Annotated in this window: 18 protein-coding genes; all 18 read left to right on the top strand. The window is 37.0% G+C overall.

The window, feature by feature from the left end; all coding sequences use genetic code 11:
* The first annotated feature begins 10 nt into the window (after nt 1–10).
* The 18 genes from cysQ (at nt 11) to J4E06_RS08115 (ending at nt 18,127) form a co-directional block, all read left to right on the top strand.
* Entirely contained in the window at nt 11–820 is an 810-nt protein-coding gene (gene cysQ, locus J4E06_RS08200; RefSeq protein WP_349523544.1) for a 3'(2'),5'-bisphosphate nucleotidase CysQ, read from the top strand.
* The gene (locus J4E06_RS08195) at nt 821–1,255 is read left to right on the top strand and encodes a DUF2061 domain-containing protein (protein WP_349523543.1); all 435 of its coding nucleotides are present in this window, start codon (nt 821–823) and stop codon (nt 1,253–1,255) included.
* Nucleotides 1,237–1,827: an adenylyl-sulfate kinase gene (cysC, locus tag J4E06_RS08190; protein ID WP_349523542.1), complete on the top strand. Its 591-nt coding sequence runs from the start codon at nt 1,237–1,239 to the stop codon at nt 1,825–1,827. Before J4E06_RS08195 ends, cysC begins: the two co-directional genes overlap by 19 nt.
* Nucleotides 1,827–2,732 (top strand): sulfate adenylyltransferase subunit CysD, encoded by a 906-nt coding sequence (gene cysD / locus J4E06_RS08185; RefSeq protein WP_349523541.1) that lies wholly within the window; start codon nt 1,827–1,829, stop codon nt 2,730–2,732. The genes cysC and cysD overlap by 1 nt, the downstream gene beginning before the upstream one ends.
* Before the next feature lie 7 nt (nt 2,733–2,739).
* On the top strand, nt 2,740–3,993 hold the full coding sequence (gene cysN, locus J4E06_RS08180) for a sulfate adenylyltransferase subunit CysN (protein WP_349523638.1): 1,254 nt from the start codon (nt 2,740–2,742) through the stop codon (nt 3,991–3,993).
* Nucleotides 3,994–4,190: 197 nt separating this feature from the next.
* The gene (locus tag J4E06_RS08175) at nt 4,191–5,468 is read left to right on the top strand and encodes a flippase (protein ID WP_349523637.1); all 1,278 of its coding nucleotides are present in this window, start codon (nt 4,191–4,193) and stop codon (nt 5,466–5,468) included.
* The gene (locus J4E06_RS08170; protein WP_349523540.1) at nt 5,465–6,418 is read left to right on the top strand and encodes a sulfotransferase family protein; all 954 of its coding nucleotides are present in this window, start codon (nt 5,465–5,467) and stop codon (nt 6,416–6,418) included. The genes J4E06_RS08175 and J4E06_RS08170 overlap by 4 nt, the downstream gene beginning before the upstream one ends.
* Nucleotides 6,419–6,458: 40 nt before the next feature.
* Entirely contained in the window at nt 6,459–7,325 is an 867-nt protein-coding gene (locus tag J4E06_RS08165) for a sulfotransferase domain-containing protein (RefSeq protein WP_349523539.1), read from the top strand.
* Nucleotides 7,325–8,062: a polysaccharide deacetylase family protein gene (locus tag J4E06_RS08160; protein WP_349523636.1), complete on the top strand. Its 738-nt coding sequence runs from the start codon at nt 7,325–7,327 to the stop codon at nt 8,060–8,062. Before J4E06_RS08165 ends, J4E06_RS08160 begins: the two co-directional genes overlap by 1 nt.
* A complete protein-coding gene (locus tag J4E06_RS08155) occupies nt 8,046–9,293 on the top strand; it encodes an O-antigen ligase family protein (protein ID WP_349523538.1) in 1,248 nt (415 codons plus the stop codon). Before J4E06_RS08160 ends, J4E06_RS08155 begins: the two co-directional genes overlap by 17 nt.
* A complete protein-coding gene (locus tag J4E06_RS08150) occupies nt 9,290–10,321 on the top strand; it encodes a D-glucuronyl C5-epimerase family protein (RefSeq protein WP_349523537.1) in 1,032 nt (343 codons plus the stop codon). The genes J4E06_RS08155 and J4E06_RS08150 overlap by 4 nt, the downstream gene beginning before the upstream one ends.
* On the top strand, nt 10,318–11,289 hold the full coding sequence (locus J4E06_RS08145) for a lipid II:glycine glycyltransferase FemX (RefSeq protein WP_349523536.1): 972 nt from the start codon (nt 10,318–10,320) through the stop codon (nt 11,287–11,289). Before J4E06_RS08150 ends, J4E06_RS08145 begins: the two co-directional genes overlap by 4 nt.
* Nucleotides 11,286–12,128 (top strand): sulfotransferase domain-containing protein, encoded by an 843-nt coding sequence (locus tag J4E06_RS08140; RefSeq protein ID WP_349523535.1) that lies wholly within the window; start codon nt 11,286–11,288, stop codon nt 12,126–12,128. Before J4E06_RS08145 ends, J4E06_RS08140 begins: the two co-directional genes overlap by 4 nt.
* A gap of 29 nt (nt 12,129–12,157) precedes the next feature.
* Complete coding sequence (locus J4E06_RS08135) at nt 12,158–13,216, top strand: glycosyltransferase family 4 protein (protein WP_349523534.1); 1,059 nt, start codon at nt 12,158–12,160, stop codon at nt 13,214–13,216.
* Nucleotides 13,206–14,510 carry an O-antigen ligase family protein gene (locus J4E06_RS08130; RefSeq protein ID WP_349523533.1) on the top strand — a complete coding sequence of 435 codons (1,305 nt, stop codon included), beginning with the start codon at nt 13,206–13,208 and terminating at the stop codon, nt 14,508–14,510. The genes J4E06_RS08135 and J4E06_RS08130 overlap by 11 nt, the downstream gene beginning before the upstream one ends.
* Nucleotides 14,510–16,357, top strand: a complete 1,848-nt coding sequence (gene asnB, locus J4E06_RS08125; protein WP_349523532.1) for an asparagine synthase (glutamine-hydrolyzing) — start codon at nt 14,510–14,512, stop codon at nt 16,355–16,357. The genes J4E06_RS08130 and asnB overlap by 1 nt, the downstream gene beginning before the upstream one ends.
* 165 nt (nt 16,358–16,522) lie before the next feature.
* Complete coding sequence (locus J4E06_RS08120; protein ID WP_349523531.1) at nt 16,523–17,353, top strand: polysaccharide deacetylase family protein; 831 nt, start codon at nt 16,523–16,525, stop codon at nt 17,351–17,353.
* Between the two features lie 75 nt (nt 17,354–17,428).
* The gene (locus tag J4E06_RS08115; RefSeq protein ID WP_349523530.1) at nt 17,429–18,127 is read left to right on the top strand and encodes a WecB/TagA/CpsF family glycosyltransferase; all 699 of its coding nucleotides are present in this window, start codon (nt 17,429–17,431) and stop codon (nt 18,125–18,127) included.
* The last annotated feature ends 9 nt before the right edge of the window (nt 18,128–18,136 follow it).

Raw genomic sequence — 18,136 nt, 5'->3', positions numbered from 1 at the left:
AGACTATAAATTGAACCTCACAGCAATAAAAGAGCAACTTGCCCTTGCAATCAAGGCGTCAATCGAAGCTGGCAACGTCATTATGGAAATATACGACTCAGCTGATTTTGAAACCGAATTCAAAAAAGACGACTCACCACTCACTCTTGCCGATCTTGAGTCAAACAAAGTCATTATGTCTTATTTGACCAAAACAGACATTCCCATAATCAGTGAGGAAAAAAAGAATCTAGACTATACCGAAAGGAAAGACTGGGACATCTGCTGGATGGTGGACCCCCTAGATGGAACAAAGGAGTTCATCAAAAGAAATGGAGAGTTTACAGTGAACATAGCCCTGATAAAAAACGGAACCCCAATTTTGGGGGTTATCTATGTTCCCGTAACCCAAGAGCTCTATTATGCCAATGTTGAAGAGGCGAAATCCTTTAAAATTGCGGTTGGTGATGTAAAGGAACTTCCAGACAATCTTTTTGATGAAGGAAACCAAATGCTAGCCAAAGGAAACGGTGATGGAAAAACCAAGGTAGTGGGAAGTCGTTCGCATATGAACGAACAGACCGAACAGTTCATAGAAGAGCTTAAAAGTGACGGGAATGAAGTGGAAATTGTTTCCAAAGGGAGCTCTTTAAAGTTTTGTATCGTTGCCGAAGGAAAGGCGGACATCTATCCAAGGGTGGCTCCAACAATGGAATGGGATACAGCTGCGGGCCATGCCATTTGCACCGCTATGGGTTTAAAGGTCACTAATTGGGAGACAGGCGAGGATTTGGTGTACAATAAGGAAAATTTGTTAAACCCATTTTTCTTGGTTAGGTAAATGACGCAAAAGGTTTCCTATAAAAGACATTTGGCCAAGACCATTACCTGGAGAATCGTAGGTACATTGGATACCATTCTTCTCTCGTGGGTCATTACAGGAAACCCTTTTACTGGCTTGAAGATAGGTTTGGCAGAAGTAGTCACCAAAATGGCCCTTTATTACTTCCATGAAAGGATATGGGTGAAAGTTGGTATTGGTGACAGTAGAAAAAGACACATCATTAAAACCATAACATGGAGGGCCTTGGGCACTTTGGACACCATTCTGCTATCGTGGATTATTTCCGGCAACCCATATACGGGCCTTAAAATTGGTTTTGCAGAGGTCATCACAAAAATGATATTGTATTATTTTCATGAAAGAGGATGGTATAAAATCAATTATGGACTTGATAAAAGAAAGCGAGCAAAAAAATGGAGGAGAACATCATAAAGCACAACTATAAAATTGGAATGAACGAAAGAAGGAAGGCCAATGGCCATAGTTCATTTCTCATATTTTTTACAGGTCTTTCTGGGTCGGGTAAATCCACTATTGCCAATGCCCTGGAACAAAAGTTGGTTCAAGAAAACATAAAAACCTATACCCTTGACGGTGATAATGTTCGAAAGGGAATCAATAAGGACTTAACATTTTCGGACGAAGATCGCTCCGAGAACAACCGTAGGATTGGCGAAGTAGCCAATCTTTTTGTAGATGCAGGAATAGTGGTTTTAGCGGCTTTTGTGGCTCCTTTTGAAAAGGACCGAGACTTCATCAAAGAAACGGTGGGCAAAGAAAACTATGTTGAGGTTTTTGTCGACACCAGTTTAGAAGAATGTGAAAAAAGAGATGTTAAAGGACTGTACAAAAAAGCAAGAAAAGGTGAAATAAAGGATATGACGGGTATTTCCAGCCCGTATGAAGTACCTTTGCGCCCAGATATTAGATTAACGGAAAAAGAGTCCGTAGAAGAAGCGATTAATAGAATATATGAATTGATTCGACCCAAATTACAATTGTAATGAGCAAGTACTATTTAAATTATTTAGACGAGTTGGAGTCTGAGGCCATCTTTGTGATGAGAGAAGTTTGGGCCCAGTTCCAAAACCCGGTGATTTTGTTCTCCGGGGGCAAGGATTCCATAGTGGTGACCCATTTGGCAAGAAAAGCGTTTTACCCGAGCAAAATACCATTTGCTTTGATGCACGTGGATACAGGGCATAATTTCCCGGAAACCATCAAGTTTAGGGATGATTTAATCGATATCTTGGGCGTAAGGCTTATCGTGGGATCGGTCCAGGAATCAATTGACCAAGGAAGAGTGGCAGAGGAAAAGGGAAAGAACGCCACTAGAAACGCTCTTCAGATTACCACACTGCTAGATGCCATTGAATCCAATAAAGTGGACTGTGCCATTGGTGGAGGACGAAGAGACGAGGAAAAAGCACGTGCCAAGGAACGTTTTTTCTCCCACAGGGACGATTTTGGCCAATGGGACCCCAAAAATCAGCGACCAGAGCTATGGAACCTGTTTAATGGACAACAATTCGAAGGAGAACACTTCCGCGTGTTCCCAATCAGTAATTGGACCGAAATGGACGTTTGGAACTATATTAAACGGGAAAATATACAAATCCCATCCCTTTATTTTGCCCACGAACGCGAAGTGGTTTGGAGAAGTAATTCCTGGATTCCAAACTCGGAATTTTTAAAGCTGGATGAAGGTGAAGAGGTTGTGACCAAAAAAATACGTTTTAGGACTTTAGGGGACATCACCATTACCGGCGGAATCGAATCCGATGCAGATACCGTTGAGAAAATAGCTCTAGAAGTATCGGCAATGAGACAAACCGAAAGAGGGAACCGCAGTGATGATAAACGTTCGGAAACCGCAATGGAAGACAGAAAAAAACAAGGATATTTTTAGAAAGGATATGGTGGATAACAATCAACTTTTACGATTTACAACGGCAGGAAGTGTGGATGATGGGAAAAGCACGCTCATTGGAAGACTGCTGTTTGATTCCAAATCAATTTTTGAGGATCAATTGGAAGCTATTGAAAGTACAAGCAAAAAGAAGGGGCACGAAGGCGTGGATTTGGCACTTTTCACCGATGGTCTTCGCGATGAGCGAGAGCAAGGTATTACCATTGATGTGGCCTATCGTTACTTTACAACACCAAAGCGAAAGTTCATCATCGCGGATACCCCTGGGCATATTCAATACACTAGAAACATGGTCACGGGTGCATCAACGGCCAATGCAGCAATTATTTTGGTGGATGCACGCCATGGGGTCATAGAACAGACCAAAAGGCACGCGTTTATTGCTTCCTTGTTGCAAATACCTCACGTAATTGTTTGCATCAACAAAATGGATTTGGTGGATTATTCCGAAGAAGCCTATAACAAAGTTATTTCCCAGTTCGAGGAGTTTTCATCCAAATTACTGGTAAAGGATGTTCGATTTATCCCCATAAGTGCCTTGTTAGGTGACAATGTGGTGAATAGGTCAAAAAATATGGACTGGTACCAAGGAGCACCTCTACTTCATACCTTGGAGACGATGCACATCAGCAGTGACATCAACAAAGTGGACGCTAGATTCCCGGTACAGACCGTTTTAAGGCCGCAAAGTGATGAATTTAGAGACTATCGCGGTTATGCGGGCCGAATGGCAAGCGGCGTGTTGAGAAAAGGGGACGAGGTTACTGTAATGCCTTCGGGTTTCACATCCAAAATAAAATCCATAGACACCTTTCCGGGTGAAGTTGAAGAAGCTTTTGCGCCGATGTCGGTATCCATTACTTTGGAAGATGATATTGATATCAGTAGAGGGGATATGATCGTTCGTTCCAACAATAAACCTGAGGCACAACAAGATTTGGAGGTTATGCTTTGCTGGCTGAACAATTCTCCAGCAAAACCTAGGGCAAAATATACCATCAAGCATACGTCTAACGAGCAGAAAGCGATGATTAAGGAGGTTTTGTATAAAATTGATATAAATACATTGAACCGTAGTTCCGATGATACAGAAATGTCCATGAACGATATCTGTAAGGTGAAAATAAGAACTACCAAACCTTTGATGATAGATCCTTATCGTGAGAACAGGACAACAGGAAGTATTATTTTGATTGATGATGCGACCAATGAGACCGTGGCTGCGGGGATGGTGGTATAATTTCCCCAAGGTTAGAAACAAATTGTTCAGCTAAAGAACACACAGCAAAAATAACAAAAAATATAGGCCATTGTTAAATAAAAATAATGGTCTGATTTGAGAAAACCATGATTATTCTGATGACATAGAATGATTTAACATTCATACTTTGGGAAGCTAATACTGTGAAGAAAAAAATACAAAATATCATTAGCGACATGGACATTCAAGAAATCCTTACAAAAGGATTTTCTTTTTTGTCTATAAGAATAGGTGGACTATTAATGGCATATGTGTTCACTTATTTTGTTACTAAGGAGTATGGAGCTTCAGTTTTTGGCCTAATATCTCTTTGCTTTGCATTATTTCTTTTTTCAAGTATTTTGGGACGGTTAGGTCTTGATATCAATCTAGTAAGGTACTACGCTTCTGATAACAAGTGGGAGGACAGGGGGTTGTTTTATAGGGTATGGTTAAAATCTGTTGTATTCTCCATATTCCTGGCGATTTTACTTTATGCCCTAAAGGACATTGTGGTTCAGGAAATCTTTAAAAAACCCCAGTTGGAGCCTTATATTCTCTGGACAGTACTAGCAATACCTTTTTGGACATCGTCGTTGCTTTGTGCAAGTTTGTTAAGGGCAAAGAAGAGCAATAACTGGTTCGCTTTTTTGAACAATCCTGGAAGGTTCAGTTTTGCCGTTTTGAGTTTTCTGATTTTGGTTAATTTGACAGATTCTCCATTAAATGCGATTAAGGCCCATTTTTATGGCATTTTAGCGTTGTCTTTTTTGTCTTTCTATTTTGCGACCAGAACTTTAAGAAAAGTTTCTTTTCGAACAAGGCACAACACGTGGTTATTTTTGAGGAATTCGTTTCCAATGATGTTATCTTCTACAATTCTAATTGTACTGGGCTGGTCGGACACTTTTATCCTGGGCATTTATGAGACTGATGAAAATGTTGGGATTTATAACGTGGCTTTAAGAATAGCAGCATTTACAAGTTTTACACTTCAGGCCATAAATTCAATATTGGCACCCAAACTGGCAAAATACCATCAAGAAGAAAAGCTGTTGATGTTCAAAAAACTAATTCGAACTACAACGGCATTAAATTTTTACATAACATTGGGAGTGGCATTTTCTATAATTGTGCTCCATAGGTATCTTTTAAGCATTTTTGGCCACGAATTTGTCCAAGGAAGCCGGATTCTTATCATATTATGCTTGGGGCAAATAATCAATTCCGTGTCGGGTTCTGTGGGAATCATATTGCAAATGATTGGCAAACAAAAAATATATCAAAACATTGTTTTGCTTGCGCTATGTCTAAACATTGTTTTAAACATATTGCTTATTCCTCTCTATGGCGGATTTGGAGCAGCAATTTCCACAGTAGTTAGCTTGGCAAGTTGGAACATAGCGGGGGCAATTTATTTAAAAACAAAACTGGGAATCCAATCATATTATTCACCAATCAATTTTAAAGGATGAACAATATTAAGAAATCTAAAGTTTCGTTGCTTCTTGTTTGGTTGTACGAAACGGTTGTTGTTCTTATAAGTTTTTTTTCAGTAAGAAAAAAAATCACTACGAGGCATCAATTTAAAGAACCATTTTTCATAATTGGGTGCGGCAGGTCTGGCAATACCTTGCTAAGATCAATGTTGGTGACCGGAAAAGAAGTGGTAATTCCCCCTGAATCTTATGTGTGGCCGAGGTTGATTAGGCGTTTTTGGCCTATGTCCTTTCTCCGATGGGAAATATTATGTTCATGGGTTATAGGTGAGTTTGAGGCTCACAAATTTGATACATGGGAAGTAAACTTGTACAAGGCACATGAAAAAGCCAGGGGATTGCCAAAAAATAGACGAACACTATCAAATATTTTACATGTAATTTACTCCACTTATGCCGAGGAAAAGAATCAAAAGGATATAAGATGGGGAGACAAAACCCCAATCAATACAATTTACATTGACAAGTTGTATAAAATTTTTCCAAATGCTCAATTTATACATATTGTCAGAGATCCTAGGGATGTGGTCTGCTCCTATGTCAAAGCCGGGCTTTATGACAATATTTGGGATGCATTGGATTTTTGGATTGAGTCTAATAAAAAGGCGGTCAAGTTGGAGACTCTCTTAGGGAAGGACCAGTATTTCCAAGTCAAATATGAAAAATTAGTGGAATTTCCCGAGGATGAACTAAAAAAGATTTGCACATTTTTAAACATCAACTACTCAACAAAACTTCTTGATTTCTGGAAGTATAGTGATAATCTTGGTGATGTTAAAAGGCGTAAGCATCACGTTAACATTGGAAACCCATTGAACACAGATTCTATTGGTAAATGGAAAACGGTTTTAAATCAAGAGGAAAAAGAAATTATAGAGACTAAGGCAGCCAGTGAAATGAGGTTGTTTGGATATTTGGATAAATAAAAACCCTTGTCGGCCACAAAACAATAACAAGATATAAATAATGATAAACTTTTTGACCATAGGTGCGGCTAAATCTGGCACTACTACATTACATGATATCTTGATACAACATCCTGATATCTGCTTGCCAGATGAAAAGGACTTTCATTTTTTTGATGATGATGAAAACTATAAAAAAGGAATAAAATGGTATGAAAAAAAATTCTCAGGTTCAAGTAATGAAAAAATAACTGGTGAAATATCAGCCACCTATCTATATTCAGAGAAAGCAGCACAGCGTATAGTCGATGATTTTGGGTCCTCTATAAAGATTGCTGTAATACTCCGTAATCCGGCCAATAGGGCTTTTTCTGAATATTTGCATCAAAAAAGGACATATGGGCATAAAGTACCTAACATTAATGAATATTTTGGGACAAAAGGTAAAATAGGGAAAGACATGCCGTTTTATTCCACAATAATTGAGAGAGGTTTCTATTTTAAGCATTTAAAAAGATATATTGATTTTGTTGGGAAGGAGAATATCAAAATCTTGTTTTTGGAAAGGCTTAGCAAAGACCCTGCAAATGAGATTCAAAATATCCTTTCTTTTTTGGGAGCAGACATCAATTCGAGTCTGTCCGTTAACAAAGTTTCAAATCCCAAATTTTTGCCAAAGAGCAGAACATTTCACAAGCTCTTCTTTTCTGAGCATAACAACCCAATAAGAAAGGCCTTAAAGTTTATTGTTCCATCTTTTAAATATAGGAAGAATATTAGAAAGTTTTTTAAGAGGATAAATAGAAAAAAGGTTGTGGAAGAAAGAATAAACAAAGAGTTGTACCTTTATCTTTTAGATGAGGTTTACAGATCGGATATTACAAGTCTGGAGACTTTTCTAGGAAATGAAATAGACTATTGGAAATAATGAAAAATACTGCGTTTAAGATATTTTATTTCTTAAGATTACATAACTTGTTTAAGCATTTGTTTCAAAAAGACAAGGTTACTATTCTTTTGTTTCATGAACTTCCGCTTGTCAATGCTGAAAAAATAATCACTTTTCTAAATAAGAGCTACTCTGTAATCACTTTGGATGATTATATAAATTATAGGATAAACCATTCGCCCAAATTACCAAACTTTCCATTGGTGATAACCTTCGATGATGGTAGAAGAAGCAATTTGGAACTCATGGGCCTTTTTCAAAAGTTTAAAAACAGACCCACCATATATGTGTGTTCAAACAAGGACAGATTAGATGGCTTTGACCTTTTTAACAATGGGGAACTTAAACGGGCCAGAGGTGTTTTTGACATACAAGCACATACCATTTCGCACCCCAATCTGAAAGAAGTTACCGAGAAAACTGCTATTACAGAAATTGGAAAGTGTAAAAAAGATCTTGAAAACAAACTCGGAGATGCAATAACCTCTTTCGCATATCCTTACGGAAAATATAACGATAGAGATGTACGAATAGTTCGGGCTGAGGGTTACACCAATGCAGTAACTGTAGATTTTGGATTTAATGATTTGCAGACGAATATCTTTAGACTTAATAGAATATGTATTTCTGACACACCAACACTTTATGAAACGGCAATAAAAGCCTGTGGTTTTTGGGGCTTTTTAAAGAAGCGCATAGATGCTTTATCAGTTTAAAGTCAATAGGGAAAAATTACATGCAAGATTATTGTATGCCATAATCTTCATACCTCTTTTTGTCGATGCCCTTAATGGGATGTTCGAACTCGTTCAATTTGATTTTTCCATTGGCAGATTGTTCAGAGGCTTGCTATGGTTTTTTGGACTTTTGTTCTTACTGGCAAAAAAAGGATTAAGCTTTGTTGAAATATTTATCCCTTTGTGGTTGATTCATGTGATTGTTTGGTACTTTTCGGATGAAAAATTCGATTTTTTGATGGAGCTTTCTTTCTTGTTGAAGGCCACTTATTTCTTTGTCATCTATGGGGTTTTGGCAAAAATTTGGCAAGAGAACAAGAAAAAATATATAATTAAATATCTGAAACTTTACTTTAAAGCAGCATCAGGGCTAATATGCTTTTCCTTTTTTACGAATATAGGGACGTCCGCCTACAACGGGTGGGGATTCGGAACCAAATCATTTTTTCTTGCTGCGAATGATATTGGAATCACCATTTTACTGCTGTTCACTTTTTTTTTATTCAACAGAAAAAGTTACAAAATCCATTGGGCATGGATTTTCATTGGCTATTTGTCTTTGATTCTCTTGGGCACTACAACCGGAATGATAGCTTCAACAGTGGTTGTCATTTTTTATGCGTTAGTTGAATTCTTCTTAAAAAAAATGGGAGTGCTCAAAAGGCTGGTAATTGTTTTTATTTCGATTATTGTAGTGTTGGTCTCATCAATATCAATTTACAGGCTTGTGGAGAGCACTCCATATTTTGTAAATAAGTATGAAAAAATCCTTTCAAAAGGTATTCGTTCAGATGTTACAAAGTGGTCCAACCAATATTTTGAGGAGAGGTCTACTATAAAAGCGATGTTTGGAGAGGGAATGAGTTCGTTCAGCAAAAATTTTGTCTCTTATGCAAAAGGAGAAAAAGGAAAGAAAACTGAAGAGGGAGCATATGTAGAAAGAGACTTCCATGATTTTAAGGGTGCTTATGGCCTCTTGCTCTTATTGATACTGATTTTTGCATATGGTTTTTTGTTTTTGCGCATTATTGTTAATCTTTGCAATGAACAAACTATCTTTTATTTTTCAGTTGTACTAATAGTTTTATTGGTTTTTTTGCACGGTTATTTTGCTGGGCATGTATTTTACAGTCCTACCGTAGCTGGAATTTTAGCCTCTATTTTTGTTCTAGGTGTCACCAATAACCCCAACCGGATCAGTAGTGAATGAAAAGATTTAAGCAAAAAAAAATAGTCCTTGGCGTTGCCTTGCTTTATGTATTGTCTGTGGCAATAAGGGCCGTTGGCATACACAATAAGTGGCGGGTGGAAGAACAGACAACGGACCAGGGGATTTATTCTACAAACTACCCCATTAGGTTTTTGTCATATAAAGACCAAAAAGCCATTGTAAAGGATGAAAACGGAGTGTACATGATCGATCAATCAAAGAAAACGAACTTTACCAAAGGAGAAGAGGTTTTTTATAGTCCGGTGGCAATAGGACTTGGCAGTTTAAGGGACTTACAACAAGCGAACAAGTATTCTGATAGTATCGCATTGAAATCTTTTTTAATAAATGCGAAATGGCTTATGTCAAATCAAGATAGTCTTGGGCGGATACCATTTAACACTCCTGTTTCAAGTTTGGACAAAAAAATAGAACCCCCATGGTATTCCGCTCTTGCCCAAGGACTTGCTTTATCTGTTTTTTCTAGGGCCTATGAAATATCTGGGGACACTGTTTTTTGCAGGGCAGCGAATATGGGCTTAGAATCTTTTGAAATAAAAATAGCTGAAGGGGGTATTATGAGCTCCGAGAGAGATTTTGAGGCATTTTTGGAAGAATATCCAACTAATCCACCTATGCATGTCCTAAACGGTTTCAACTATTCCATTTTAGGACTTTACGATGCGGCAAGTATTCTAAAAAACCAAAAAGCACAACTATTGTTCGAAAAATATAGTAATGTACTGGCCGATAAGATTAGCGAGTTTGACCTAGGTCATTGGAGTGCGTATTCCAAAGATGTCCCATCCCTTAGAAATCACTATACGTATTGTAATCCATGGTATCATAAACTCCACATTGTGCAGTTGCAAGTACTCTATAAACAAACAAGAAAAGAGGAGCTTAGACAGTATGCAGATGAATTTAGAAAGGATTTAAAAGGTCCAGTCCCTATTATCTTATACCCAAGCTACATTGTCTATTCTGATGCTGTTTGGATTATGAACTTCATTAAAAGGGCAATATGATTGAGATACTAAACAAATTTGATGATACACAACTACCTGTTTTTGCCAAAAAGGCCTTTTTAGAAAGTAGGTCTGAGAGATATGGCTGGATATGCTCCAAAAAATTTACTCTGCCGTTTATCATTGACAAGAGATACATTTTTTCTAGGCTTATTTTTACTACTGAGATTGTATCAAAAGATATGAAGCCCACTAATCAGGAAGAACGTGAATTTTTAAATAAAACATTAAAGCTCATAAAGCGAGAATTAAATGTGGATATGGTGGCCAAAGCCCAATCCAATGCTGTATTCAAAGTTGTTCCGGATGGTTCTATATCTGTTCCATGGGGGACTTATACCAAGGATATTCAGCTTTCTGATGAAGAATTGATGAATTCTATCAAAAGTAAAACTAGGAACATGGTTAGAAAGGCAATAAAAGGAGATGTGAAGGTTGTCGAGGCCAGTTACGAGGAGCTTTGGCGGATCATGAAAGACACTTTTGAAAGACAGGGAGAAAATTTATTGGCCCCTTCACTTGATTATATTAAGAATTTGAAAACCAGATTGAAGGATAATTTACTAATTCTTAAAGCGGTACAGAATGGGAAGATTCAAGGTGTGGTTGGAATCCCATATGACAAGGATACGGGGTATTATCTATTTGGAGGTAGTACACCCAAACCTTATACAGGATCATTAAACTTTCTACACTTTGAAGCTATGAGAATCCTTCGCGACCGGGGTGTAGAAATGTATGACTTCGTTGGAGCGAGAATAAATCCTCCTGAAAATTCCAAATATCATAATATTCAAAGGTTCAAAACATCTTTTGCCCCTGAATTAAAACAGGGATATGCCTTTAAAGTAGTTCATAGACCTTTTAAATATATGTTGATGAATTATGGATTAAGACTTAGCTACCTTTTAAAGGGAAGAAGATACCACGGTGACCCCATTGACCAAATCTTAAGACAACATAAATGAAATATTGCATTATCATAGGAACCAAAAAAGGAGGGACTTCAAGTCTTTATGAATATTTAAGACAACACCCCTCCATTGTGGGAGGATTTAAAAAAGAGCCGAATTTTTTTGGAAACATCAAGAATTGGGAAAAGGGCATAGAATGGTATGATGAACAATTTGTCGGCTACAATGAAAAAGTTCATAAATATAAAATCGATGCAACGACAGACTATACCCAAGATGGATTCTGGAATGTTACAGGAAACATGAAAGAATCTGGTTTGGGATTTAAGTTCATCTATATTCTTAGAGACCCCTTTCAAAAAATTGAATCACAAACCCATCAATTTTTAGCCGATCGAGATACAATTAGGCCCATCTACGAATGTTTGGATACAAGAATCATTGAATCTACCAAATACCACAAACAACTTATGAAGTATTTGGAATTCTTTCCAAAAGATCAGTTTCTACTTGTTGATTTTTCAAGAATGAAAAACGATATTGAAGAAGTTATGAGAGAGGTGACAGAATTTCTTGAGCTTGAAAGGTTCCAGTATGATACGTCTTACCTACATAATGAAAAAAAATCTGCAATAGGTCAAAGCTTTAGGATATATCGCTTTATAAGGGAGATTCTGCGCAAGTTTCGAATAACACCTTTGATTCCACAAGTAGCAAAAGACAAACTTCGTCTATTGTTTGGCAAATATGGCGGGAAAAGGATTCAGAAAGAAGATTATCAATTGACTTTGGAACAAAAAAAATATTTAAAGGAGGAACTTTTGCCCGATGTTGTAGCTTTGGAAAAGAAATTCGGCTTCAATACCTCAGATTGGGAAATCCATAGTGTTTAGATATGCTCAATGTTTTTCTAATATCAAACATGTACCCGTCAAGCAAAACCCCTTACTACGGCATTTTTGTGAAGAACTCGGAATTGTATCTGGCAGAACTCGGGGTAAATTTCGTTGCCAAAAGCTTAATCAGGGGCTTGGAAAGGAACAAACTTTTAAAAGGGTACAAGTATTTAAAATTTGTCTGCTCCATTTGTTTCAATTTACTTAAGGCCAAAAAGTTTGGTATCGTTTATTTGCACTTTGTGCCTGTTGCTGTTTGGCCACTCTATTTATTTAAAAAGATTAGGCCTGAAATTCCACTTATTGTTAATTTCCATGGAGGATATATTGTGGATTTTTCCGGAAATGCAAGAAGTTTGTCTCCCAAAGTCTTTGCAATTTCGGATTTAGTGATCGCACCTTCGGATTATCTGAAGAAGTTCATGGTCCAAAACTTTCCCGTGAAAAAAAGCAAGATCATTGTTTCTCCATCTGGAGGAATTGACACAAAAAGGTTCAGCCCTGGAGAAAAGGAAGATAGAACCAAGACCGAAAAACTGGTCATAGGGTTTTTTTCTAGAATTTCAGAAGGCAAGGGGTGGGAAGTATTTGTGGACGCTCTTTTTTATCTAAAACAAAATGGGATTCCATTCAACGCCATCATGATAGGAGGAGGAACCGACCACGGAATATTGGTGAGAAGACTTAATGAACTAAACATTGATCAATATGTTACGATAGTAGGGGCCCTATCCCACAAAGAACTGCCATACCATTTAAGCAAGTTTGACATAAATGTATTCCCCACCAAACTATTTGAAAGCTTAGGGCTTGTTGGTTTAGAAGCCATGGCATGCGGTGTCCCCGTAATCGGCAGCAACATAGGAGGTCTTCAATCCTATATAAAAGATGGGTACAATGGATATCTTTTTGAAGCAGGGAATGGATTGGAGCTATATAGGAAAATCTCATGCTATCTCTCTTTGCCCCATGAAAAGAAAACAGAAATGTCTTATAATGCTCGACGTACGGCCTTGGAGTATGATTCTAAAAAGGTTGCACGAGACCTTTATAAGGAAATAAAATCTTTTGCCAATGCTGAATAGTATAAAACAAGCCAATATAAATTTCTTTGAGTATGGCCTGGGTATAGTTCTATTTTCATTGGTTCTAAAACCATCTTACAATAGTATAGCCATTATATTGTTTCTGATGCTATCGCTTTTAACTTTCATCAAAGACAAGATTAGGCCGAAACTGAAAAAAGACGACCTTATAGGTGCTCTACTATTGTCCCTGCCTTTTATATACCTTTTTACAAGCTCTTTTTTTCCGGGAATTTTGATGGAAAAAAAATTTGTGATAAGAAACCTTCCTTTGATTGTGTTCCCTTTTCTTTTTTTATTGCTAAAGGGTAATGTTGTGATTTCAAGAAATAAAGTTTTGGCAGTACTTGTCAGGATGCTTTTCGTTTATAACATCAGTATTTTTACAGTTGCTATGGCGAGACAGATTTCGAAATATCCTGATTTTTCGAAGATTAATTGGTATTTTTTTAGTTACCGAGGACTACTCAAGTATTTTGACGTACATGCAACGTATTTGGGCCTTTTGAACAATCTGGCCATCTTGTTCTTGTTGTTCTTGGTTCAAAAACAAAAGCCAGGGGAACGGATTTTTTCGTATGCAATGATGATTTCATCCCTATTGATAACTGTTCTTTCTGGTAGTAGGATACAAATTGTTGTAACAATTACCTTGCTGCTGCTGTTCCTTTTCAGTAAATTATCAAGAAAGCGACTATTTGTATTTTTGGGGATAGTTCTATTTTCGGGTTTGTTCTTAACCTATGTTCCCATAGTTAGGGAACGTGTTATAGATACTGTTTTTAACCCCACTAAAACATTTCGATATGCCAAGTATGGAAATAATCCAGGGGAAAAAGCATCCTTAAAAAAAAGACTTCAAATGAATATGTGTGGTGTTAATATGATAAATAAAAAAATATGGTTAGGCTATGGAAGTGCTTATGAGAAGGAGCCCGAGCTATTGAAGTGCTATGAAGAGAAAGGTCTATTGAAGGCTTACGAAAATCAATTCAATGTTCATAACCAATATGTCGGATTATTGTTGACAGGAGGTACTGTTTTCTTTTTAACCTTTATGCTTGTTTTCTTTTTGTCATTGTTTAAAAGTGTATCAAGTTCAGACTTCATGTATATTGGTTTTTTGTTTATAGTATCAATTACTGGGTTTACTGAGAATATACTTGAAAGACACTTTGGTATAATCTATTTTTCATTATTAAATTCTTTTTTTTATTTCTATCGATATGGGGATGAGAAATTGTGGTCGAAAATAAGAACGAATCGAACGTATAATTTAAACAAGGACTTTTAATGTGTGGTATATTAGGATCTATAAACATTGGCTTTGGTAGCGAAGAACTACAGCTAATAAAACACAGAGGGCCAGACGATGAGGGACTGGAATCGATTCCCATAGGCCCACACATGGTTACTTTGGGCCATAAAAGACTTTCCATACAAGATTTGTCAGCCAGGGGGCATCAGCCTATGTCCGATGCTGCAGATACAAGCAGAATAATTTTCAATGGCGAAATATACAATCACCATCAACTAAGACAAAATGTTAACGTAACATTTGAGGGGATGTCTGATACTGAGACAATTGTAAATCTTTTTTCCCAAGATGGTATGGATAAGTTGAGGGTGTTAAATGGCATATTTGCTTTTGCATATTTGGACATCAAGGAAAGGAAACTTTATTTGGTTCGGGATCCTCATGGAGTTAAACCTCTTTACTATTATTTTAAAAACAATAGGCTGGTCTTTTCATCAGAGCTTAGGCCATTGGTGAAAATCACGGGATCCAGAGAGGTTAATAAACAAGCGCTTTCATGTTTGTTGAGGTTGCGTTATACGCCTTCCCCACTTACACTTATAAATGATATAAACAAGGTAAGGCCTGGAGAAATAATTGAATTTGACCTTTCTACTGAAAACATTCGAATGACCAAACGGACATTTTTAGAAAAGTATAAAGAAACAGAGGATATTTCTTTTAATGAAGCCATAGAGAGATATGAGTTTTATCTGGAAAAAGCCATTAAAAGACAACTTCTCTCTGATGTGGATGTTGGAATAATGTTGAGCGGGGGAATAGATTCTGCACTTGTGGGCCATTACGCTCGGAAACACTCAAAAAAGATTTTGAAGTCTTTTACAATTGGCTTTAAAGGAGATCAAATTGAAAACGAAATAAAAGAAGCAAAGGAAACCGCAGATATTATAGGATTGGAGCATTATAGTAAAAAGATAGACTTTAATGACTTCCAAAATGCTCTGAATAAAATCATAAATATCGTCGAAGAACCCGCAGCTACAGGGTCTATTCTTCCAATGTATTTTTTGTCAGAATTTATATCAGACCATGTGTCGGTCGTACTTACAGGTCAAGGTGCTGATGAGCCTTTAGCGGGGTACGGCAAATATAAAGGTGAATTGATATACAGTAAAATGCCAAGGTTTTTTGACAAAGGATTGGTTGGAATGGAAAAATACCTGAGCTCCTCTAAAATTAAAAGAGGGGCTAAAATTTTTCAAGAACCGGAATCATACAATAGATTTATTTTGAGCGCAGAAGTTTTTAACCCGAACGATATAGATGCTTTGACTGGGCTAAACTATTCCCATATCCCACATAACCTTTTATCATCTATGGGAGATTTCATTCTTCCAGAAAAATCAAACAATGTTCATAAAATGATGTTTTTAGATCAACATATGAACTTATCTGATGATTTACTTATGTATACAGATAAAATGACCATGCATTTTAGTATAGAAGCCCGTGTCCCAATGTTGGATTTGGAGCTAGTTAATTTTATAAACAGCCTGCCTTTAGATTATAAACTAAACCTGAGGTCTTCAAAACTGATTCATAAAAAGCTAGCTAAAAAAGTACTTCCTAAAAAAGTGGTCAATCGCCCCAAAAAAGGATTTATGACACCCATTGATACATGGTTCAGAAATGAAAAAAACCATTTCAAAGATGTCCTTTTAGAAAAAAACACGCCTTTTTCCACACACTTTGATTTAAAAGTAGTGGAAAGGTTACTGGACAATTATACAGAATCCAACGGAGAATACGACAAAAGACATATTTTCTTGCTAACTTCTATTTCTGCATGGCTTAATGACTTTTTAAATGCGAAACTGAGATAGGAGAAGATGGATATCTATATAACCCTCGACTATGAACTTTTTTTTGGCCCAAAAAGCGGTTCGGTAGAAAAATGCATCATAGAACCAACAGAGGCTCTTCTCAAAATATTGGACCCGCACGGCATTAAAGCCAATTTTTTTGTCGATGCGGGTTATTTAATAGCCTTGGAAAAACAAAAGGCAGAGTATCAAAAATTACGGGAAGATTATATAAAAGTTACCACTCAGATTAAAGATTTAGCTTACAACGGTCATGGAATTGAACTGCATGTGCACCCGCACTGGGAAGATTCTTATTATAATGGGGAGAAATGGGTTTTTGACACTTCTAGGTACAAGCTTTCGGATTTTGAAGAAGATGAAGTGCTCGATATAGTCACCAATTATACAAATGTTTTAAAAAGAATTGCAGGCAAATCTCCGGTCGCTTATCGAGCAGGTGGTTGGTCTGCACAACCTTTTAGCAATATAGGAAGGGCACTTAAAGCAAATGGGGTGTTGATTGATAGCTCGGTATATCCCCAAGGATATTATTCCTCAAGCAATCAGAGTTTTGATTTTAGAAATGTAGAACCATACCAAACAGACTATAAGTTTTCCTCTACTCTAACAGAGCCTGATTCGAAAGGGGACTTCCAAGAGATTCCCATAAGTTCAATTAAAGTAGGTCCCTTGTTTTTTTGGAATTTTGCTTTTAAAAAATTAAAAGGAAGCACTGAGCATAATTCAATAGGGGATGGTGCCGCTGTGCCCATGAGTAAAAAAGAAGCCCTTCGGCTAATGTCATCTTCTTCATATTCTGTAGTTTCAATCGATGGCTTTAAAATTTCCCTCATTCAAAAGGCACTCAAAAATTATATCAAAAAAACAGCTAATGAAGGTAGTTTTGTGCTAATTGGACATCCCAAAGCGTTTACACCTTACTCATTAAAAAAGCTCAAAAATTTTGTTGATGTAATGGCACAACAACACAGTTTTGTTGTTTACTCCAGGTAATTGCATCAGATGACTTGAGATAAGTACCTTAAATAATGATACCTTTGACCCATAAAATCCAGTTAATTATTGAGTATGGACATTAAGAGCCAGCTAGTCAACGGAAAGCGAATTTATGCATTTGGCTCCAAGGATGATTTTTTGAGTTATATAAGTGACAAGAAAAAAATTCTCATAGCAATTAATGCAGAAAAACTCAACAAAACAGATGCTACGCTAGACGCAATAATCAATGATAATATTGGATATGCAGATGGAATTGGAGCTGTTTTTGCCTTACGTCTTAAAGGAGTAACCGCCATTAAGATTGCTGGAGCCGAGTTTTGGCTGGATATTATATCAAAGTACTATAAATCAAAGTCGTTCTACTTTATTGGAACAACTCCACGGGTAATTCAACAAACAGTGGACAAGCTAAGGAAAGACTTCCCTGACATCCAAATTAAAGGATATCGGGATGGCTTTTTTAAGCAAGGGGATAAAGAGAAACTGATAAAAGAATTATTGAACAAAAAACCGGATGTTGTATTTGTTGCCCAAGGAAGCCCAAGGCAGGAGATGTTAATGTCTGGCCTTATCAAAGAACATCCTGCTCTGTATATGGGCTTAGGCGGTAGCTTTGATGTATATACCGGCTTAAAAAAGAGGGCCCCAAAATTTTTTCAAAAACTCGGGCTGGAATGGTTTTACCGTTTGGTAAAGGAACCTACTCGATTTTCTAGACAAACATCACTACTGAAATTCCTTATTAAGATTATCTTTGGTAGGGTATAAAAAGAGCAT

It is taken from the genome of Allomuricauda sp. NFXS6 (genome assembly GCF_040148835.1).
In the GTDB taxonomy this organism is placed as follows: Bacteria; Bacteroidota; Bacteroidia; order Flavobacteriales; family Flavobacteriaceae; genus Flagellimonas.
Note: the sequence above shows the minus strand (reverse complement) of the source record. Positions and strands in the feature narration are given on the sequence as shown.